Source organism: Amycolatopsis anabasis, from assembly GCF_009765355.1.
GTDB lineage: Bacteria > Actinomycetota > Actinomycetes > Mycobacteriales > Pseudonocardiaceae > Amycolatopsis > Amycolatopsis anabasis.
The window spans coordinates 28,697-45,720 of sequence record NZ_VTHK01000051.1; the positions used below are offsets into that span (position 1 = coordinate 28,697).

General features: G+C 71.1%; 18 protein-coding genes. 3 read left to right on the plus strand and 15 right to left on the minus strand.

From position 1 onward, the window contains the following. Window positions 1-260 precede the first annotated feature (260 nt). A complete protein-coding gene (locus tag FXO23_RS40300) occupies window positions 261-764 on the minus strand; it encodes a GtrA family protein (protein WP_158892347.1) in 504 nt (167 codons plus the stop codon). Window positions 765-902: 138 nt separating this feature from the next. Between FXO23_RS40300 and FXO23_RS40305 the strand changes: the two genes are divergently transcribed. Beyond that, a complete protein-coding gene (locus FXO23_RS40305) occupies window positions 903-1,424 on the plus strand; it encodes a YqaA family protein (RefSeq protein ID WP_158892349.1) in 522 nt (173 codons plus the stop codon). 18 nt (window positions 1,425-1,442) lie between these two features. Here the strand turns inward: FXO23_RS40305 and FXO23_RS40310 are convergent, their stop codons facing one another. From FXO23_RS40310 to FXO23_RS40360, 11 genes are all read right to left on the minus strand, one after another. Then, complete coding sequence (locus FXO23_RS40310) at window positions 1,443-1,889, minus strand: tetratricopeptide repeat protein (RefSeq protein WP_158892351.1); 447 nt, start codon at window positions 1,887-1,889, stop codon at window positions 1,443-1,445. Beyond that, entirely contained in the window at window positions 1,886-2,647 is a 762-nt protein-coding gene (gene dapB / locus FXO23_RS40315) for a 4-hydroxy-tetrahydrodipicolinate reductase (RefSeq protein WP_158892353.1), read from the minus strand. The genes FXO23_RS40310 and dapB overlap by 4 nt, the downstream gene beginning before the upstream one ends. Further along, window positions 2,644-4,008: a M16 family metallopeptidase gene (locus tag FXO23_RS40320; protein ID WP_158892355.1), complete on the minus strand. Its 1,365-nt coding sequence runs from the start codon at window positions 4,006-4,008 to the stop codon at window positions 2,644-2,646. Before FXO23_RS40320 ends, dapB begins: the two co-directional genes overlap by 4 nt. A 77-nt stretch (window positions 4,009-4,085) precedes the next feature. Beyond that, complete coding sequence (locus FXO23_RS40325) at window positions 4,086-6,338, minus strand: polyribonucleotide nucleotidyltransferase (RefSeq protein ID WP_158892357.1); 2,253 nt, start codon at window positions 6,336-6,338, stop codon at window positions 4,086-4,088. 228 nt (window positions 6,339-6,566) lie between these two features. Then, window positions 6,567-6,836: a 30S ribosomal protein S15 gene (gene rpsO / locus FXO23_RS40330; protein WP_158892360.1), complete on the minus strand. Its 270-nt coding sequence runs from the start codon at window positions 6,834-6,836 to the stop codon at window positions 6,567-6,569. A 118-nt stretch (window positions 6,837-6,954) separates the two neighbouring features. Next, window positions 6,955-7,479, minus strand: a complete 525-nt coding sequence (gene thpR, locus FXO23_RS40335) for an RNA 2',3'-cyclic phosphodiesterase (RefSeq protein WP_158892362.1) — start codon at window positions 7,477-7,479, stop codon at window positions 6,955-6,957. Between the two features lies 1 nt (window position 7,480). Next, window positions 7,481-7,972 (minus strand): helix-turn-helix domain-containing protein, encoded by a 492-nt coding sequence (locus tag FXO23_RS40340; protein WP_158892364.1) that lies wholly within the window; start codon window positions 7,970-7,972, stop codon window positions 7,481-7,483. A 121-nt stretch (window positions 7,973-8,093) separates the two neighbouring features. Beyond that, on the minus strand, window positions 8,094-9,062 hold the full coding sequence (locus FXO23_RS40345; RefSeq protein WP_158892365.1) for a bifunctional riboflavin kinase/FAD synthetase: 969 nt from the start codon (window positions 9,060-9,062) through the stop codon (window positions 8,094-8,096). Between the two features lie 9 nt (window positions 9,063-9,071). Further along, window positions 9,072-9,986 carry a tRNA pseudouridine(55) synthase TruB gene (gene truB, locus FXO23_RS40350; protein ID WP_158892367.1) on the minus strand — a complete coding sequence of 305 codons (915 nt, stop codon included), beginning with the start codon at window positions 9,984-9,986 and terminating at the stop codon, window positions 9,072-9,074. A 28-nt stretch (window positions 9,987-10,014) separates the two neighbouring features. Next, on the minus strand, window positions 10,015-11,331 hold the full coding sequence (locus FXO23_RS40355; RefSeq protein WP_246258312.1) for an MFS transporter: 1,317 nt from the start codon (window positions 11,329-11,331) through the stop codon (window positions 10,015-10,017). 345 nt (window positions 11,332-11,676) lie between these two features. Next, on the minus strand, window positions 11,677-12,993 hold the full coding sequence (locus FXO23_RS40360; RefSeq protein WP_158892371.1) for an MATE family efflux transporter: 1,317 nt from the start codon (window positions 12,991-12,993) through the stop codon (window positions 11,677-11,679). Between the two features lie 83 nt (window positions 12,994-13,076). Between FXO23_RS40360 and FXO23_RS40365 the strand changes: the two genes are divergently transcribed. After that, window positions 13,077-13,496 (plus strand): hypothetical protein, encoded by a 420-nt coding sequence (locus FXO23_RS40365; protein ID WP_158892373.1) that lies wholly within the window; start codon window positions 13,077-13,079, stop codon window positions 13,494-13,496. Here the strand turns inward: FXO23_RS40365 and FXO23_RS40370 are convergent. Beyond that, window positions 13,493-14,500 carry a DHH family phosphoesterase gene (locus FXO23_RS40370; RefSeq protein ID WP_158892375.1) on the minus strand — a complete coding sequence of 336 codons (1,008 nt, stop codon included), beginning with the start codon at window positions 14,498-14,500 and terminating at the stop codon, window positions 13,493-13,495. The two genes, FXO23_RS40365 and FXO23_RS40370, sit on opposite strands and share 4 nt — an antisense overlap. Window positions 14,501-14,524: 24 nt before the next feature. Between FXO23_RS40370 and FXO23_RS40375 the strand changes: the two genes are divergently transcribed. Continuing rightward, window positions 14,525-15,568: a TRM11 family SAM-dependent methyltransferase gene (locus FXO23_RS40375; protein ID WP_158892377.1), complete on the plus strand. Its 1,044-nt coding sequence runs from the start codon at window positions 14,525-14,527 to the stop codon at window positions 15,566-15,568. Here FXO23_RS40375 and FXO23_RS40380 read toward each other — a convergent pair. Both FXO23_RS40380 and FXO23_RS40385 read right to left on the minus strand, forming a co-directional pair. After that, window positions 15,559-16,155: a mycothiol-dependent nitroreductase Rv2466c family protein gene (locus FXO23_RS40380; protein WP_158892379.1), complete on the minus strand. Its 597-nt coding sequence runs from the start codon at window positions 16,153-16,155 to the stop codon at window positions 15,559-15,561. The genes FXO23_RS40375 and FXO23_RS40380 overlap by 10 nt on opposite strands. A gap of 13 nt (window positions 16,156-16,168) precedes the next feature. Then, window positions 16,169-17,002: an alpha/beta hydrolase gene (locus FXO23_RS40385; protein ID WP_158892381.1), complete on the minus strand. Its 834-nt coding sequence runs from the start codon at window positions 17,000-17,002 to the stop codon at window positions 16,169-16,171. Window positions 17,003-17,024 lie beyond the last annotated feature (22 nt).

Here is a 17,024-nt window from a genome sequence, read left to right on the forward strand (position 1 = left end):
AAGCCCGACCGAGAAACCTCAATGGGGTTTTCTCGGTGTGTGGTGTGGTGCCGTGCTCGTGTGGTGCCCGCGAGTTCCCCGTTCTGGTCGGGTGTGTTCCCCGTTTCGGTAGCCCGAGTTCCCCGTTTCGGGAGTTGGCGGTGCCCGATGCGGCCTTCGGCGCACGCGGGAAGGCAAGGTTCCTACGCCGCCGCATCGAGCACTCCGAACACCTCTCGACAAGCCCTACCGAGAAAACCTCAATGTGGCATTGGGGGCGCTTACTCGGCGGGGGAGGCAGAGCGGTTGCGGTCGGCGAAGACGATCCAGCGCATCACGCTGTACATGAAGACGCCTTCGCAGGCGCCCGCGAGGATGCGGGAGAGGTGGTACTGCAGGCCGAGCGCCGCGAGTCCCGCGCCCACGCCGAGGATGAACGCGACGTAGTTGACACCGATCGCGATCGCGTAGAGCACCGCCTGGCGGCCGACCGGTGCGTGCGAGCGGAAGTTCATGCTCCGGTTCAGCACGAAGCTGAGCCCGAACGCGCAGAGGTACGCGACCGTCACGCTCACCGCCACCGGCAGCCCCAGGCCGCCGTGCAGCAGGGTGAGCAGCGCCAGATCGACGCCGAAAGTGAATCCGTTGATCACGCAGAAGCCCAGGAAACTGGGCGCGACCAGGCGATCGAGCCCGAACGGCAACCGACGGACCACCGCGGCGCACGCGCGCGCGAACTTCTCGGGGAACGCGTGGCCGGTCCCCCCGACTCGCTGGTCGACCACGGGACAAGCCTTCCAGGGACAGATGTCCGGAAGGCGACCACCAGGTGATCATTCGGGGCTCGAAGAGTGGGGCTAACCCCCGGGGATCCCGGCGCGGTCGCTGCTAGCTTGGGCAGGGGATCTCTTCAGGAGGCGGCGATGTTCGGACTGCTGTGCATGACGCTCGGCGTCGCGTTCGGCTCCGCCATCGTCCCGCTGATCACCGTCGAGGTCTGGGTCATCGGGCTCGCGACCAGCGAGGCCGGTGTGCACTGGCTGCTCGTCGGCGCGGTGGCCGCGATCGGGCAGGTCGCCGGGAAGTTCCTGTACTACCTGGCCGCGCGCGGTTCGATCAAGCTGCCCAAGTTCCTGCACGACCGGCTGCACCGGGAACGCCCGATGACCCCGCGCCGCGAGCGCTGGCACAAGCGGACGAAATGGCTCCGCACCAAGCTGGAATCGATTCGCGAGCGCTGCCACCGGCACCCGCACTGGATGACCGGGACCTACGGGGTCAGCTCGATCGTCGGCATCCCGCCGTTCATGGCGACCACCGTGCTCGCCGGTTTCGTCCAGATGCCCGCGTCGACGTTCCTCGCCGCCGGGATCATCGGCCGGTTCATCCGGTTCAGCGCGCTCGCCGCCTCCCCCGCCCTGTTCGCTTCCTGGCTCCGCCTCTGATGCCTCTGGTCCGCGAGGTCAGTGGTCGGCGGCTTCGAGGTCGATGGCTTTGCGCATGGTTTCGCGGGCACGGCGGCGGTCACCGGCGATGTCGTAGGCATACGCCAGCCGGTACCAGTGCCGCCAGTTCCCCGGATCCGCCTCCAGATCCGCGCGGCGCTGCTCGAACCACGAATCGGCCGCCTTGCGATCAACCCGCCCGGACGGCATCCGCGGCAGGTCGTCAACGTCCGGCAACTCGCCCTCGGCGTCGAGGCGGCGGGCGAGCCGCTGCACCCGGGCGCCCGAACGCCAGGTGGTGACCACCATCCACACCCCGAGCAGCGGCAGCACCAGCACCCCGGCGCCCAGCACCATCGGCACGGCCTCACCGGTGCGCAGCAGGGCGACGGCCCGCCCGGCGAGCAGCACCAGGTAGACCACCAGCGCCGCGGTCAGCAGCAGCGCGACGTTCCGGGCCCTCATAGGTCGAGCACGTTCTCCAGGCCGACGGTCAGCCCCGGGCGCTTCACCACCGAACGCACCCCGAGCAGCACACCGGGCATGAACGACGAGCGGTCCATCGAATCGTGCCGGATGGTCAGCGTCTCCCCCTCGGCGCCGAACAGGATCTCCTCGTGCGCGATCAGCCCGGGCAGCCGGACCGAATGCACCGGCACGTCCTCCACCCGCGCCCCGCGCGCACCGTCCAATTCGGACGTCGTCGCATCGGAGGCGGGGGACAGACCGGCGGCGGCCCGCGCCTGGGAGATCAGGCGCGCGGTGTGCGCGGCGGTCCCCGACGGGGCGTCGGCCTTGCGGTTGTGGTGCAGTTCGATGACCTCGGCGGCCTGGTAGAACCGGGCCGCCTGCTCGGCGAACCGCATCGCCAGCACCGCGCCGAGCGCGAAGTTCGGCGCGATCAGCACGCCGAGCCCGGGCTTGTCCGCCAGCCACCCCCGCAGGGTGGTCAGCCGGTCCTCGGTGAACCCGGTGGTGCCCACCACCGCGTGCAGGTCGTGCTCCACCGCGAACCGCAGGTTGTCCATCACCGCGTCCGGGTGCGTGAAGTCGATGACCACCTCGGCCTTGGCGTCGGCGACATCGGAGAGCTGGTCGCCCACGTCGACCGCCGCCACGACCTCCAGATCGGCACTCGCCTCGACGGCCCGGACGGCCTGGGCGCCCATCCGGCCGCGGGCGCCGAGCACACCCACTCGAATCGGCCTGGCAGTCTCGGTCATGACGCGATCACCTCGTGCAAATCGTCCGGCAGGTCGTCGTCGTGAGCGTACGGCCCGACCACCGCGGCGGCGGAAACCCCACCCGGCCGCCGCAGCAGCACGCTCGCCAGGGCCCGGACGTCCTCGGCAGTGACCGCGTCGATCCGCGCCACGGTGCCCTCGACGCCCAGGTAGTCGCCGTAGTTCAGCTCCTGCTTGCCGATCCGCGACATCCGGGACGCGGTGTCCTCCAGCCCGAGCACCAGCCCGCCGCGCAACTGGCCCTTGGCCCGGGCGACCTCGGCGTCGGTGAGCCCGTCCCGGGCGACCTGGTCGAGGACCTCGCGCAGCACCCCCGCGACCTCGCCGAGCCGGTCCGGCTGGCAGCCCGCGTACACGGCGAGATGCCCGGTGTCGGCGTAGCTGGCCACCGACGAGTACACCTGGTAGGCCAGCCCGCGGCGCTCGCGAACCTCCTGGAACAACCGCGAACTCATCCCGCCGCCGAGTGCGGCGTTGAGCACGCTCAACGTGTACCGGCGCTCGTCGTGCCGGGAGAGCGCGCGCATCCCGAGCATCACGTGCGCCTGCTCGGTGTCGTCGGTGTGCAGCGCCAGCTTGCGGTTGGTGACGATCCGGGCCCGTCCCCGGCGCGGCGGCACCGGAGTGTCCGAACCGGACAGCCGGTCTCGCAAAGCCTTGCGCACCAAGCGAAGCACCTGGGTGTGGTCGATGTTCCCGGCGACCGCGAGCACCATGCGCGGCAACCGGTACCGGCGCCGGTAGAACCCGCGCAACGCGGCGGGCGCCATCCCGGTGATCGACTCCTCGGTGCCGAGGACCGGGCGGCCGAGCGGGTGCTCACCGAGGATCGCGCTGACGAACGTCTCGTGCAGCAGGTCCTCGGGATCGTCGTCGCGCATCGCGATTTCCTCGAGCACCACGCTGCGCTCGGTGTCCACATCGGAATCCGCGCACAGCGCCTCGAAGACGACGTCGGTCACCAGGTCGACGGCGAGCGGCAGGTCCGAGTCGAGCACCTGCGCGTAGTAGCAGGTGTGTTCCTTGGCCGTGAAGGCGTTGAACTCGCCGCCGACCGCGTCCACCTCTTCGGCGATCTGCTTGGCGTCGCGGTTGCGGGTGCCCTTGAACAGCAGGTGTTCCAGGTAGTGCGCGGCGCCGGCCACGTTCGGCTGCTCGTCGCGGGAGCCGACGCCGACCCACAGCCCGACGGTCGCCGACCGCGAGGCCGGCACGTGCTCGGTGATCACCCGCAGGCCACCGGGCAGCACGGACCGCTTGACCACCGAACCGTCCGCGGTGGACTCGAGCGTACGAGTACTGCCCACGGGCTGGGAGAACCCGGGATTCTTGCTCGCCATGTGTTCCTTACCCCGGTGTCATGAGGGGACCCCTCAAGACAAAATTTGTCCGGAGGGGTCCCCTCATGACATGTCGACTACTGGGCCGAGTCGGCCTTTTCCGGGTTGGACTCGGACTTCTCGGCGGGCTTGGCCTCGTCCTCGTCCTTGACCACGATCAGGCTGATCTTGCCGCGGTTGTCGATGTCGGCGATCTCCACGCGGAGCTTGTCGCCGACGTTCACCACGTCCTCGACCTTGCCGATGCGCTTGCCGTTGCCCAGCTTGGAGATGTGCACCAGGCCGTCCTTGCCCGGCAGCAGCGAGACGAACGCGCCGAACGCGGCCGTCTTCACCACGGTGCCGAGGAAGCGCTCGCCGACCTTGGGCAGTTGCGGGTTCGCGATCGCGTTGATCTTGTCGATCGCGGCGGTGGCCGACGGGCCGTCCGCGGCGCCGACGTAGATCGTGCCGTCGTCCTCGATCGAGATGTCGGCGCCGGTCTCCTCGGTGATCGAGTTGATCATCTTGCCCTTCGGCCCGATGACCTCGCCGATCTTGTCGACCGGGATCTTCACGCTGGTGACCCGCGGGGCGTACGGGCTCATCTCGTCCGGGCCGTCGATCGCCTCGGCGATGACCTCCAGGATGGTGAGCCGCGCGTCCTTGGCCTGCTTCAGCGCGGCGGCCAGCACCTCGGACGGGATGCCGTCCAGCTTGGTGTCCAGCTGCAGCGCGGTGACCACGTCCTTGGTGCCGGCGACCTTGAAGTCCATGTCGCCCATGGCGTCCTCGGCGCCGAGGATGTCGGTCAGCGCGACGTACTCGGTCTTGCCGTCGACCTCGTCGGAGATCAGGCCCATGGCGATCCCGGCGACCGGCGCCTTCAGCGGCACCCCGGCGTTGAGCAGGCCCATGGTCGAGGCGCAGACCGAACCCATCGAGGTGGAACCGTTGGAGCCCAGCGCCTCGGACACCTGGCGGATCGCGTACGGGAACTCGTCCCGCTTCGGCAGCACCGGCACCAGCGCCCGCTCGGCCAGCATGCCGTGGCCGATCTCGCGCCGCTTCGGCGAACCGACGCGGCCGGTCTCCCCGGTGGAGAAGGGCGGGAAGTTGTAGTGGTGCAGGTAGCGCTTGGTGGTCTCCGGGGACAGCGAGTCGATCTGCTGCTCCATGCGGAGCATGTTCAGCGTGGTGATGCCCAGGATCTGGGTCTCGCCGCGCTCGAACAGGGCCGAACCGTGCGCCCGCGGCACCACGGCGACCTCGGCGGACAGCGACCGGATATCGGTCAGCCCGCGGCCGTCCATGCGGATCTTGTCGCGCAGGACCCGCGCACGCATGACCTTCTTGCTCAGCGCCTTGAACGCGGCGCCGATCTCCTTCTCGCGGCCCTCGAAGGCCTCGCCCTCGCCGATGCCGACGCGCTCCAGCACGGCGGCCTTGACCTCGTCGACGGCGTTGTCGCGGTCCTGCTTGCCGGCGATGGTCAGCGCCTTGGCCAGGTCGTCGGTGGCGATCGCGGCCACCGCGTCGTAGGCGTCGGGCTGGTAGGCCGGGAAGGTCGGGAACTCGCCGGTCGGCTTCGCGGCCACCTCGGCGAGCTGCTGCTGTGCCTGGCAGAGCACCCGGATGAACGGCTTCGCCGCGTCCAGGCCCTCGGCCACGACCTGCTCGTCCGGCGCCTTCGCACCGGCGGCGATCAGGTCCAGGGTCTGCTCGGTGCCCTCGGCCTCGACCATCATGATCGCCACGTCGTCGCCGACGATGCGGCCCGCGACGACCATGTTGAAGGTCGCCTTCTCCAACTGCTTCCAGGTCGGGAACGCCACCCACTGGTCCTCGATCAGCGCGACGCGGACGCCGCCGATCGGACCGGAGAACGGCAGGCCGCCGATCTGGGTGGACGCCGACGCGGCGTTGATCGCGAGCACGTCGTACGGGTCGTCCGGGTGCAGGCTCTGCACGGTGATGACGACCTGGATCTCGTTGCGCAGGCCGTCGGCGAAGGACGGGCGCAGCGGCCGGTCGATCAGCCGGGCGGTCAGGATCGCGTCGGTCGAGGGACGGCCCTCGCGGCGGAAGAACGCGCCGGGGATCCGGCCTGCGGCGTACATCCGCTCCTCGACGTCGACGGTGAGCGGGAAGAAGTCGAAGTGCTCCTTCGGCTGCTTGGACGCCGTGGTCGCGGAGAGCAGCATGGTCTCTTCGTCGAGGTAGGCGACCACCGCGCCGGCGGCCTGCTTGGCCAGCCGGCCGGTCTCGAAGCGGATGGTGCGGGTGCCGAACCGGCCGTTGTCGATGACGGCTTCGGTTTCGTGCACGGTGACTCCGGTGGAGTCGGTCATAAGGTGTTTCTCCTCTTTGTTCTCAGGCAGCCGCCGGGCACCAACCCCTTGGTGTCCCACGCCCGAGAAGCGAGGCCGGTCTTCGATCGAAGTCCCCGGGGCCGTTTCGCCCGGGAACCACTACCGAGGACCGGCTGACGGGTCCTCTCGCGCGCTGGTGCGCCTGCCGTGGTTTCTGCGTTTGTACCGAGGGGGAGTGACCGGGTGGTCACTCCCCCTCGGGATGGGTCATCGGCGGAGGCCGAGGCGCTGAATCAGCGACCGGTACCGTTCGATGTCCACCTTCATCACGTAGTTGAGCAGCCGGCGACGACGGCCGACCAGCAGCAACAGGCCGCGACGAGAGTGGTGGTCGTGCTTGTGCACCTTGAGGTGCTCGGTCAGGCCGATGATCCGCTTGGTGAGCAGGGCGACCTGGGCCTCGGGGGATCCGGTGTCCGAGTCGTGCACGCCGTACTCGGAAAGGATCGACTTCTTGTCTTCGGTGGACAGCGCCACTCGTGTTCTCCTCGGATATATCTGTGCCGTGCGGCCCGGACGCGCGCTTCGCGCCGGGTGAGTCGGTCTCGGCCGCCACGGACTGCAGCCGGACCCGTCATCGAGGGTAGCAGCCGCCCTACTCGCTGCCTCGATCGGCGCGCTGTGCGGGTAGCGGGAACGCCTCGACCACGGTATAACGCGGCCCGCGGTCGTCCCGCTCGCTGCGCATGAGCACGGCCTCGGCGGCGGTCCACGGTTCGCCGCGGAACCCGGCGAGCCGCCGTTTCCACCGGCTCGGCACCGCGCGTCGCGCCCGGGCCAGGGTCAGGTGCGGGTGGTACTCGCGCCCCTCCCGACCGGCTCCGGCGGCCGTGCCCAGTTCGAGCACACCGCTGCCGTCGACCCCGATCCAGAGCACGCCGGGGAACGTGCCGCTCCCGGCCAGGCGCAGGGTCGGCGCGGGGTGCCCCCGCAGCCGCTCTCGCAACCAGTCTACCTGGCGTTTCTCGTCCTCGACGACGCCGTAGAAACCGAGCGTGATGTGCCACCGCTCGGGTGGCTCCCAGCGCAGTCCGTCCCCGCCCGCGCCGAGCCGATCCAGTTCGGCGCGCAGCGCTTCGATCGCCTCCGCCGGGGGCAGCAGGGCGGAGAACAGGGTCAATTCAGACGCCCTCTCGCGCGCCCTTGCCCGCCCGGCGCAGCAGGTCGGCGATCGCCGGGAAATCGCCTTCCAACCGGCTCGCGGCCTCGCCGAGGTCCTCGTCCTCGGCGATCTCCCGCAGCGCGGCGAGCACGGTTTGGTCGTCGGCGACCGCCCCGACCGGGAAGTTGTCCCGGCCCACGGTCGGCCGCGACTCGCGGACGTCCTCCAGCGCGGCGAGCAGCGCCTCCTTGTTGCCCGACGCCACCGCCGGGGTGAGGATCTTGCGTTCCAACATGATCATCCGGGCGAGCACGACCGGGTTGCCGATCTTGGCCCGCCGCCCGCTCATCACCTGGCTGAGCATGGGCGCGCTGATGCCGAGCACCTCCGCGAGGAACGCCTGCGAGATGTCGAAGGCCACGACGAGGCGCCGCACGCGGTCTCCCAGTGGCTCGCCGTACCACTCCCGTTGCAGGGCGATGTTCCGCTGGACGATCTTGTGGTCCTCCACGGTATATGCGCTCCCCTAACAGCATTGATGACGCCCGTAGCCAGCATCTTGCCAGGTCGGGCAGTTTGTGCGTGGCGAAATCGCTGAGGGATTCGCATTCGCACCCGTCCCAGGCGGCGGGCTAGGTCGCCAGGCCGAGGATCTGTCTGGTCCGGCGGACGTCGTCGTCGATCTGGGTCACCAGTTCCGCCGAGGTCGGGAAGCGGACCTGGTCACGCAGACGGCCCACGAAGTCGACGGCGACGTGCTGGCCGTAGAAGTCCTCGTCGACGTCGAGGACGAAGGCCTCGACGGTCCGCTCACGCCCGGAGAAGGTGGGGTTGGTGCCCACCGAGACCGCGGCGGGAAGGCGGCGATCAGGTTCAGCGGATCGGGTGAACCAGCAGCTGTACACGCCGTCCGCGGGGACGGCGGCGTACCGCGGGGTGGACAGGTTCGCGGTCGGGTAGCCGAGATCGTGCCCGCGCCCGTCGCCACGGACGACTATTCCCTCGAGGCGGTGCGGGCGGCCGAGGGCCTCCGCGGCGGCTCCGACGTCACCGGCGTCGATGCAGGACCGGACGTAGGTCGAGGAGAAGGTGATCTCGCCGTTCAGCGTGCCCTCGCCGTCCAGCGTGCCGCCCTGCAGCTCCGCGCCGTAGGCCACGAACCCGAACCGGCGGCCGAGCTTGCGCAGCAGGGTCACGTCACCGGCGGCCTTGGCGCCGAAGGTGAAGTTCTCCCCCACCAGCACCGCCGCCGCGTGCAGCCGGTCGACCAGCACCTCGTGCACGAACTCGTCGGGCGAGAGCCGGGACAGCTCCAGGGTGAACGGCAGCACCGCGAACACGTCCACGCCGAGCTGCTCGACGAGTTCGGCCTTGCGGCGCAGCGTGGTGAGCTGCGCCGGATGGGTGCCCGGCCGGAGGACCTCCGACGGATGCGGGTCGAAGGTGAGCAGAACACTCGGCAGGCCGCGGGTCTTCGCCGCCTCCACGGTCCTGCCGATCAACGCCTGGTGTCCGCGATGGACCCCGTCGAAGATGCCGATGGTGACCACACACCGTCCCCAGCCACCGGGGAGATCGTTCAAACCGCGCCAACGCTGCACGTGCACACCCTAAGCCGGGGCAAGCACAACCACCGAGCGGGATACTCCCTCGGCGTCGGCCGCGAGTGCGAGGGCCCGCCCGTCCGGACCGAAAACGCCGTACGTGCCGTCGATCCCGGCCACCGGAATGCGTTGTCCATATTGGACGGCACGGGCGGTCGCCGCGTCGACGTCGTGCCGCGGGAAGGCCGCCGCCACCGCCGAGTCGAGGTCGAACGAGAGCGTGGGCTCGTCCGCCAGCCTTTCCAGGGTGCGCGCGGCGGCGAGCGTGAACGGGCCGACCGTGGTCCGCCGGAGCGCGCCGAGATGCCCGCCGATGCCCAGTGCCGCCCCGAGATCGCGGGCGAGCGCGCGGACGTAGGTGCCCGAGGAGCACTCGATCACGGCGTCGAGTTCGATCCGGTCCGGCTCGCGGCGGGTGGCCAGCACGTCGAAGCGGTAGACGGTGACCGGGCGGGCGGCCAGCTCGACCTGCTCCCCCGCGCGCACCCGGGCGTAGGCGCGCTTTCCGTCCACTTTGACCGCGCTGACCGCGCTCGGCACCTGCTCGATTTCCCCGGTCAGCGCGGCGACGGCCCTCGCTAGCGCCTCGTCGGAGACCGCGGCCACCGCTTCCGGATCGGCGGTGGACAGGCGCTCCCCCTCGACGTCGTCGGTGGTCGTCGCGGCGCCGAGGACCAGGGAGGCGAGGTAGGTCTTGCGGTCCAGTGCGAGGTGGCCGAGCAGTTTCGTGGCGCGTTCGATGCCGAGCACGAGGATGCCGGTGGCCATCGGGTCGAGCGTGCCGGCGTGGCCGACCTTGCGGGTGCCCATGATCCGCCGGACGCGGGCGACCACGTCGTGCGAAGTCATTCCGGCGGGCTTGTCCACCACCAGCAGACCGGGCGGCGGCGAGGGACGACGAGGGGACTGCGGGCGTGACACGGATGCACCCTATCGGCGGCGGAGAACGTCAGGCCGCGGCGGGGACTCGCTGCGGAACCGGGGCGTCCCACGGGCGGCGGCGGATGCGGACCGGGATCTCCTCGCCCCGGGCCTGGGCGGCGAAGAGCGCGGCGCGGGTGCGGCGCCACCAGAGGAGCATCCGGCAGGTGCCGAACGCCAGCACCGTGACCACGGCCAGCAACGCGATCCGGAAGTTCCCGCCGGTCCACTGCAGCAGCACGCCGATACTCAGCGCGGCGATCGTGGTGGCCACGAAACCGCCCACGTTCACCACGCCGGTCGCGGTGCCGACGCGCTGCAGCGGGTTGTAGTCCCGCGCCAGCGCGAAGCCGATCATCGACGCGGGCCCGCCGAGGGAGAGGAACGCGAAGCAGGGCACCAGCACCGCGACCGGTACCGCGCCCGGCCAGCCGAGCAGGAGCGCCCAGACCAGCGCCGCGCCGGCGAGGTAGCCGCCGACGAGCGGCATCCGCAGCGACGGCCGCCGCGCGATCAGGCTGCCGGTCAGCGGGCCGCCGAGCATCGAGCCGAACACGAAGACGGTGAGCAGCGCGCTCGCCGTCGCGGCCGGAAGTCCCTGTCCCTGCACCAGGAACGGCACACCCCACAGCATGGTGAGCACGTTCGGGGCGAACATCGTGGTGAAGTGGACCCAGAACCCGAGCCGCGTGCCGGGCACCCGCCACGTCCGGAGCACCTGGTGGCCGAGCGCGCGCGGATCGACCGCCGGGCGTTCGGGAACCGGGACCCCGGCGGGGTGGTCCTCGACGCGCCGCAGCGTCCACGCCGCGTATCCCGCGGTCACCACGCCCACGGTGAGGAAGGTCGCCGTCCACCCCGGCCCGGCGAGCAGCAGGGTGAGCGGGACGGTCGCGGCCAGGTTGCCGACGTACCCGAGCGCCGTGGTGAACGAGGTGACCACCGCGTACTGGCGGCCCGGGAAGTGCGCGGCGATCAGCCGCAGCACGCTCACGAAGGTCAGCGCGTCCCCGAAGCCGAGCACAGCGCGCGCGGTCAGGCCGAGCGGGTAGGAATGCGCGACGGCCAGCAGGACCTGGCCGAGGCCGAGGAACAGCAACGCGGCGGTGAGCACCCGGCGCGGGCCGTAGCGGTCGACCAGGACCCCGGTCGGGATCTGCATCGCGGCGTACACGCCGACCTGCAGCACGGTGAAGGTGCCGAGCGCGGCGGCGCCGACCCCGAACCGGTCGGCGGCCTGCAGTCCGGCGACGCCGAAGGAGGTCCGGTGGAAGACGGCGAGGAGGTAGACCGCGGCGGCGCTCAGCCAGATGAACCAGGACCGGCGGCTGGCCCGTCCAGTCACGAATTCCTCCCGGGTGTGCGTATGCGGCATCGACTGAGGACGCCCGCACTGCCGCCCTACTAGTTGTATCGCCTACGCAACACCGATACATACCCGTTACCGGCGTGCGATTGGCCACATGCCGAGGACCTTGCGTTCTGGGCGTCGTGAGTGGACAGGCCGGTTGGTCATCGCTGCCCTGGGAGCGCCCGTTGCGGGGTGAAAACTGGGTCGCCTCGCTCGGTCGCGTCGAAAGTGCGCGCACCTTCGGGTCGCGTCGCGGTGGCACTTCCCCGCCGCGGTGACCTTCTTGCCCGCGTAAGCAAAGGGGGGAACCGGGTGTTGGGGCCCTCGGCGCCCTCACGATCAGGCTCGGACGGCACCCACGACGGCCCAGCTGCCGGAACGCCAGCGCACGACCACCGCGGCGAGGCGGAGCAGCATGAACGCGGTCAGCCCGGTCCAGATCCCGGCCAGCCCCCAGCCGAACGCCAGCGACAACCAGATCAGCGGCAGGAATCCCGCGCCCGCGCTGAGCAGGGTCGCGGTGCGCAGGAACGCGGCGTCCCCGGCGCCGAGCAGCACGCCGTCGAGCGCGAACACGATCCCGGCGACCGGTTGCAGCGCCACGAAGAACCACCACGCGTGCGGGACTTCCGCGAGCACCCCGGGATCCGAGGTGAACGCGTGCGGCAGCACCTGCGACACGGCGGCGAAGAGCAGGCACAGCACGCAGCCGAACACCAGGCCGTACCGGGTGATCTGACCGGCCACCCCGCGCGCCTCCGCTTCCGATCCGGCGCCGAGCGCGGCGCCGATCAGCGACTGCGCGGCGATCGCGACCGAGTCGAGCACGAGCGCGAGGAACGTCCACAGCTGCAGGACGACCTGGTGGGCGCCGACCGCCTCGGTGGACGTGCGCGCGGCGACCGCCGCCGCGGAGACGAAGCAGGCCTGGAACGCCAGGCTGCGCAGCACCAGGTCCCGGCCCAGCCCGAGCTGCGCCCGCATGACCGCCGGACGCGGCCGCAGCGGCACCTTCTCGCGCACCAGCGCGCGGACGAACAGCCCCGCGGAGATGACCTGCGCGACCACGTTCGCGATGGCCGAACCTTCGAGTCCCCAGTCCGCCGCGTACACCAGCACCGGGCACAGCACGGCCGAGATTCCGTTGCCCGCCAAGACGAAACGCAGCGGCCGGACGGTGTCCTGCACCCCGCGCATCCAGCCGTTCCCGGCCATGGTGATCAAGATCAGCGGGGCGCCGAACAGCGCGATCCGCAGCCAGGAAACCGCGGCACCGGCGGTCTCGGCGTCCCCGGACAGCGCCCGCGCGATCGGCGCGGCCAGCAGCTGCCCGGCCACCAGCAGCACCAGCCCGACGGCCACGGCCAGCCAGGTGGCCTGGACGCCTTCGCTCACCGCGTCCGCGCGGCGGCCCGCGCCGTGCAACCGGGCCGTGCGCGAGGTCGTGCCGTAGGACAGGAACGTCAGCTGGGTGGACACCTGGGACAGCACCACGCCGCCGAGCGCCAGCCCGGCCAGCGGCACCGCGCCGAGATGCCCGACCACCGCCGTGTCGACAAGGACGTAGAGCGGTTCCGCGGCAAGGACCCCCAAGGCCGGGATCGCCAGCCCGGCGATCCGACGCGCCGGGACCCTTTGCTGAGCCGAACTAACCACTTCGCCAATCTATCCGGCGGCACCGACAAAACCGCCGACCAGGCTATTGCGATCATCGCAAAACTTGGCGCACGCTGTAATTCATGGTGACTCGTGACATCTTTCAGGACCTGGCTGCCCTGGCTGATCCGGTGCCGCTACCGGAGAAGTACGAGGGCAAGACCGGGTACGAGTTCGACGAACTGCTGGCCACCAACGCCCGGCGGCGGCTCGACGTGGTGCAGCGCGAATACGCGAAGAACCTGCGCGAGGCGTGGGAGCTGACCGAGCAGGACCCGTTGCTGGCGGAGCTGGTGTATGTCCGGCACGTCCTCCTGGCCGCCGAGAAACGCCTGCGCATGCTGATCGCCTACGGCCGCGAGTTCGTGCAGCCGCGTCCGTACCGGCTGGAGGACCTCGCGCAGGCGGCGGGCATGTCCATCTCCGGGGCGCGCACCGCCTACGACGAGAACGAGGTGGAGGCGGTCGCCGAACTCACCGGCGCGAAACCGCGCCCGCGCTAGAGGAGCGGTGCGTCCCGCAGGGCGGTGCGCACCCGGTCGAGGGCCTGTTCCGCGGTCCCCTCGACCGTGCAGCCCGCCGCCAGCCGGTGGCCCCCGCCGCCGAGCGCGCGGGCGGCCTCGGACACGTCGACCTTGCTCACCGCGCGCAGCGACACCGTCCACACCGGACCGTCGGGGCCGGGCTCGGCTTCCTTGAGCACCGCCGCGACCTCGGCGTCCCGGATCCCGCGAACCACGTCGATGACGGCCTCCACCTCCTCGAGCCGGACGGTGGCCGCGACCGCCGCGGGCACCACGGCGTGCACCAGGCCGAAGCCCCGCGCCTCCGCCGGCTCCAGGCGCGCGCCCGCGAGCACCTGGGACAGCATCGGCAGCCACGCGAACGGGTGGTCGTCGACCACCTCGCGCACGACCCGGTCCGGATCGACGCCCGCCTCCAGCAGCCGCGCGGCCATCCGGTGGGTCGCCGGGGTCGCCCGGCGGAACCCGCTGGTGTCGGTGACCAGCCCGGCGTAGAGGCACCGCGCGACCGGTTCGTCGAGTTCGGCGCCGAGCGCGTCCAGCAGTCGCAGCACGAGCACGGCGGTGGCCTCGGCGTGGTCGTCGATGACGTGGCAGGTGCCGTAGCGCAGGTTCGAGGCGTGGTGGTCGACGACCAGCACCTGCCCGCCCGCCGCCTTGGTCGCGGCCACCCGTTCCCCCAGCGCCCCGAGCCGGGCGGGGCTCGGCGTGTCCAGCGCGACGAGCAGCGGTTCGGTCTCCGGCAACTCGCCCGGCCGGACCAGCAGGCCGTCGGTGTCCAGGCCGGCCAGCGTCTCCGGCACCTCGGCGGGATGCCCGAACGACACCCGCACGCGCGCCCCGCGCCGGTGCAGGACGCGCCCGAGCGCGAGCGCGCTGCCGAGGGCGTCCGCGTCCGGTCGCACGTGCGCGAGCAGGGTGACGTCGGTGGCTTCGCGCAACAGCGTGACGGCGCGGGAGATGTCTGCGTCCAAGGTGCCCATGCTCGCAAGCTACCCTGACCTGCGATGCCCCAGTACGCGATCCTGGTCTACCCGGCGGCCAACCGGGTCTACACCGACTCCTCGCCCCGGCTGCTGCGCGCCGAACTCCAGGTCTTCGGCCAGACCACCCTCACCACCGACCTCACCGAGATCGGCGGCACGAAGCTCGGCGGGGTCGACTACGTCACCTTCACCACCGCGGACCCGCTGTCCGGCGCCGACCTCGAGCACCTGTCGAACCTGTCCTCGCTGTACGCGCTGTTCGAGGTCACCGGCGACGCCCTGCGCCCGCTGACGGTCAGCCCGCTGGACAAGGTCGACTCCGATCTGCTGACCATCCAGAAGTACCCGGGCAAGACGAACGAACTGTTCACCAAGCTCCTGCTCAACGTCACCGCGCTGGCCGCGGACCGGCCGGACGGGCTGCTCGGCCGCCCGCTGCACGTGCTGGATCCCTTGTGCGGCCGGGGAACGACGTTGAACCAGGCGATGATGTACGGCTACCACGCGACCGGGTTCGAAACCGACGGCAAGGACTTCGACGCCTACGGCCAGTTCATCAAGACCTGGCTGCGCACCAAGCGGTTCAAGCACACCGCCGAATCCGGCGCGGTGCGGCGCAACAAGGTCCGGCTCGGCCGGCGGCTGGATGTCGAATTCGGACTGTCCAAAGAGGACTACAAGGCCGGGGACACCCGGAAGATCAGCTACCTCAACTGCGACACGTTGACCGTGGACGAGTTGCTGCGGGCCGGATCGGTCGATCTGATCGTCACCGACGCGCCCTACGGCGTCCAGCACGGCAGCCACCGCTCGGCCGAACTGTCCCGCAGTCCCCGCGAACTGCTGGCCGCCGCGGTTCCGGTGTGGACACGGGTGCTGCGGCCCGGCGGTGCGCTCGGGATCTCCTGGAACACCTTGGTGGCCAAGCGTTCGGAACTCGTCGAGATCCTCACCCGCGCGGGCCTGCGGGTGTGCGAGGGCGGCCCGTACGACGAGTTCGAGCACCGGGTGGACCAGGCGATCCTGCGCGATCTCGTGGTGGCGGTCAAACCGCGTCAGGAGTAATCCGGCTCCGCGGGCGGGCCGCCTTTCAGCTCGTGGAAACCGGGCACGCTCGCGACCAGCAGGGTGCCGTCCCACAGGCGCCCGGCCTCCTCGCCGCGCGGGATCCGGGACAGCACCGGGCCGAAGAACGCGGTTCCGGCGGTCGCGATCACCGGCGTGCCGACGTGCGTGCCGATCCGCCCGATGCCCTCCGCGTGCGAGGCGCGCACCAGCTCGTCGTAGTCCGTGGTCCCGGCGACCTCGGCCAGCGCGGAGGACAGCCCGGCCTCGGCGAGCGCCGCCGGGATCGCGTCCCACTCACCGCGCTCGTGGAACCGGGCGCCCAGCGCGGTGTAGAACCGGCCGAGCGCCTCCTGCCCGTGTTCGTGCGCGACCGCGGCGCACACCCGGACCGGGAACCACAGGTAGCCCTCCGGGTCCCCTTCCGGATCGTCGTCCCGGCCCTCGTTGAGCACCGACAGGCTCAGCACGTGCCAGCGCACCTCGACCGGCCGGACCTTCGCCACCTCGAGCACCCACCGGGAGGTGACCCAGGTGTACGGGCACGCGGGATCGAACCAGAAGTCGACGATCTGCTTGTCCCCCAAGGCTTCCCCCAGTTCAGGCGAGGCGGCTGCCGATGAACTTCAGGATGTCCGGCAGCACGCGTTTCCAGTACTTGTCGTTGTGCGCCCCGGCGGAGAACTTGGCGGCCGCCGGGGCGGCGTTCTGCGCGAACCGGCGGGCCGCGTGGGCGAACGGGTCGCCGACCCCGCACCACACGCCGACCGGCACCGGTTTCAACTCCTCGATGTGGCGCAGCGGTTCATTGGTCTCCCACTGCTGCTCATCGCGGAAAACCTTGCGCGCCTTGGCATCCGGCCAGTTCACGAACAGCGCCGGGCTGCAGCCGACGACGGCCTTGAGGTCGTGGTGGTCGCGCGCGTAGCGGTACGCGCCGAAAGCGCCCATCGAGATGCCGAAGGCCGCGGCGGGCGCGGGACGCAGGTCGCGCCGGCTCAGCCAGCCGGGGAGTTCCTCGGTGAGCATGCGCTGCGGATCGTCGCGCTGGTCCACCGCGACCCAGTAGTGGTCGCCGTCCAGCGCGGCGATCGCGAACGGCGGCGCGCCCGCGCGCACCGCCGCGGTCAGCATCGCCGGGACGCCGAGTTCGAGGAAGGTCCGCGCGCGCCCGCCCCGCCCGTGCAGGGCGAGGCACACCGGCAGGCCCGCCGCGGGGACGCCTTCGGGCGTGATGAGCACCAGGTCCACCTCGGTCGCCCGGGCCTGCGACCGCACCCGTTCCACGGTGACCGGTTCAGTGAGCGCGACCGGGCGGGGTGGCGGCGGGACCGCGGGCGGGCCGGGCACGGTCGGCGCACCGCCCGAAGCACACCCCGCGGCGGTCAGCGCCAGCCCAGCCCCACCCGCCAGGAAGATCCGCCGGGTCACCATCTCGCGTTCCCCCACATGGCGT

Coding starts and splice junctions, on each gene's coding strand:
- FXO23_RS40325 (WP_158892357.1), bottom strand. CDS start 6,338: ATGACCGACTCCACCGGAGTCACCGTGCACGAAACCGAAGCCGTCATC.
- dapB (WP_158892353.1), bottom strand. CDS start 2,647: ATGACCGAGACTGCCAGGCCGATTCGAGTGGGTGTGCTCGGCGCCCGC.
- FXO23_RS40365 (WP_158892373.1), top strand. CDS start 13,077: ATGGTGACTCGTGACATCTTTCAGGACCTGGCTGCCCTGGCTGATCCG.
- FXO23_RS40370 (WP_158892375.1), bottom strand. CDS start 14,500: ATGGGCACCTTGGACGCAGACATCTCCCGCGCCGTCACGCTGTTGCGC.
- FXO23_RS40320 (WP_158892355.1), bottom strand. CDS start 4,008: ATGGCGAGCAAGAATCCCGGGTTCTCCCAGCCCGTGGGCAGTACTCGT.
- FXO23_RS40385 (WP_158892381.1), bottom strand. CDS start 17,002: ATGGTGACCCGGCGGATCTTCCTGGCGGGTGGGGCTGGGCTGGCGCTG.
- FXO23_RS40310 (WP_158892351.1), bottom strand. CDS start 1,889: ATGAGGGCCCGGAACGTCGCGCTGCTGCTGACCGCGGCGCTGGTGGTC.
- FXO23_RS40305 (WP_158892349.1), top strand. CDS start 903: ATGTTCGGACTGCTGTGCATGACGCTCGGCGTCGCGTTCGGCTCCGCC.
- FXO23_RS40375 (WP_158892377.1), top strand. CDS start 14,525: ATGCCCCAGTACGCGATCCTGGTCTACCCGGCGGCCAACCGGGTCTAC.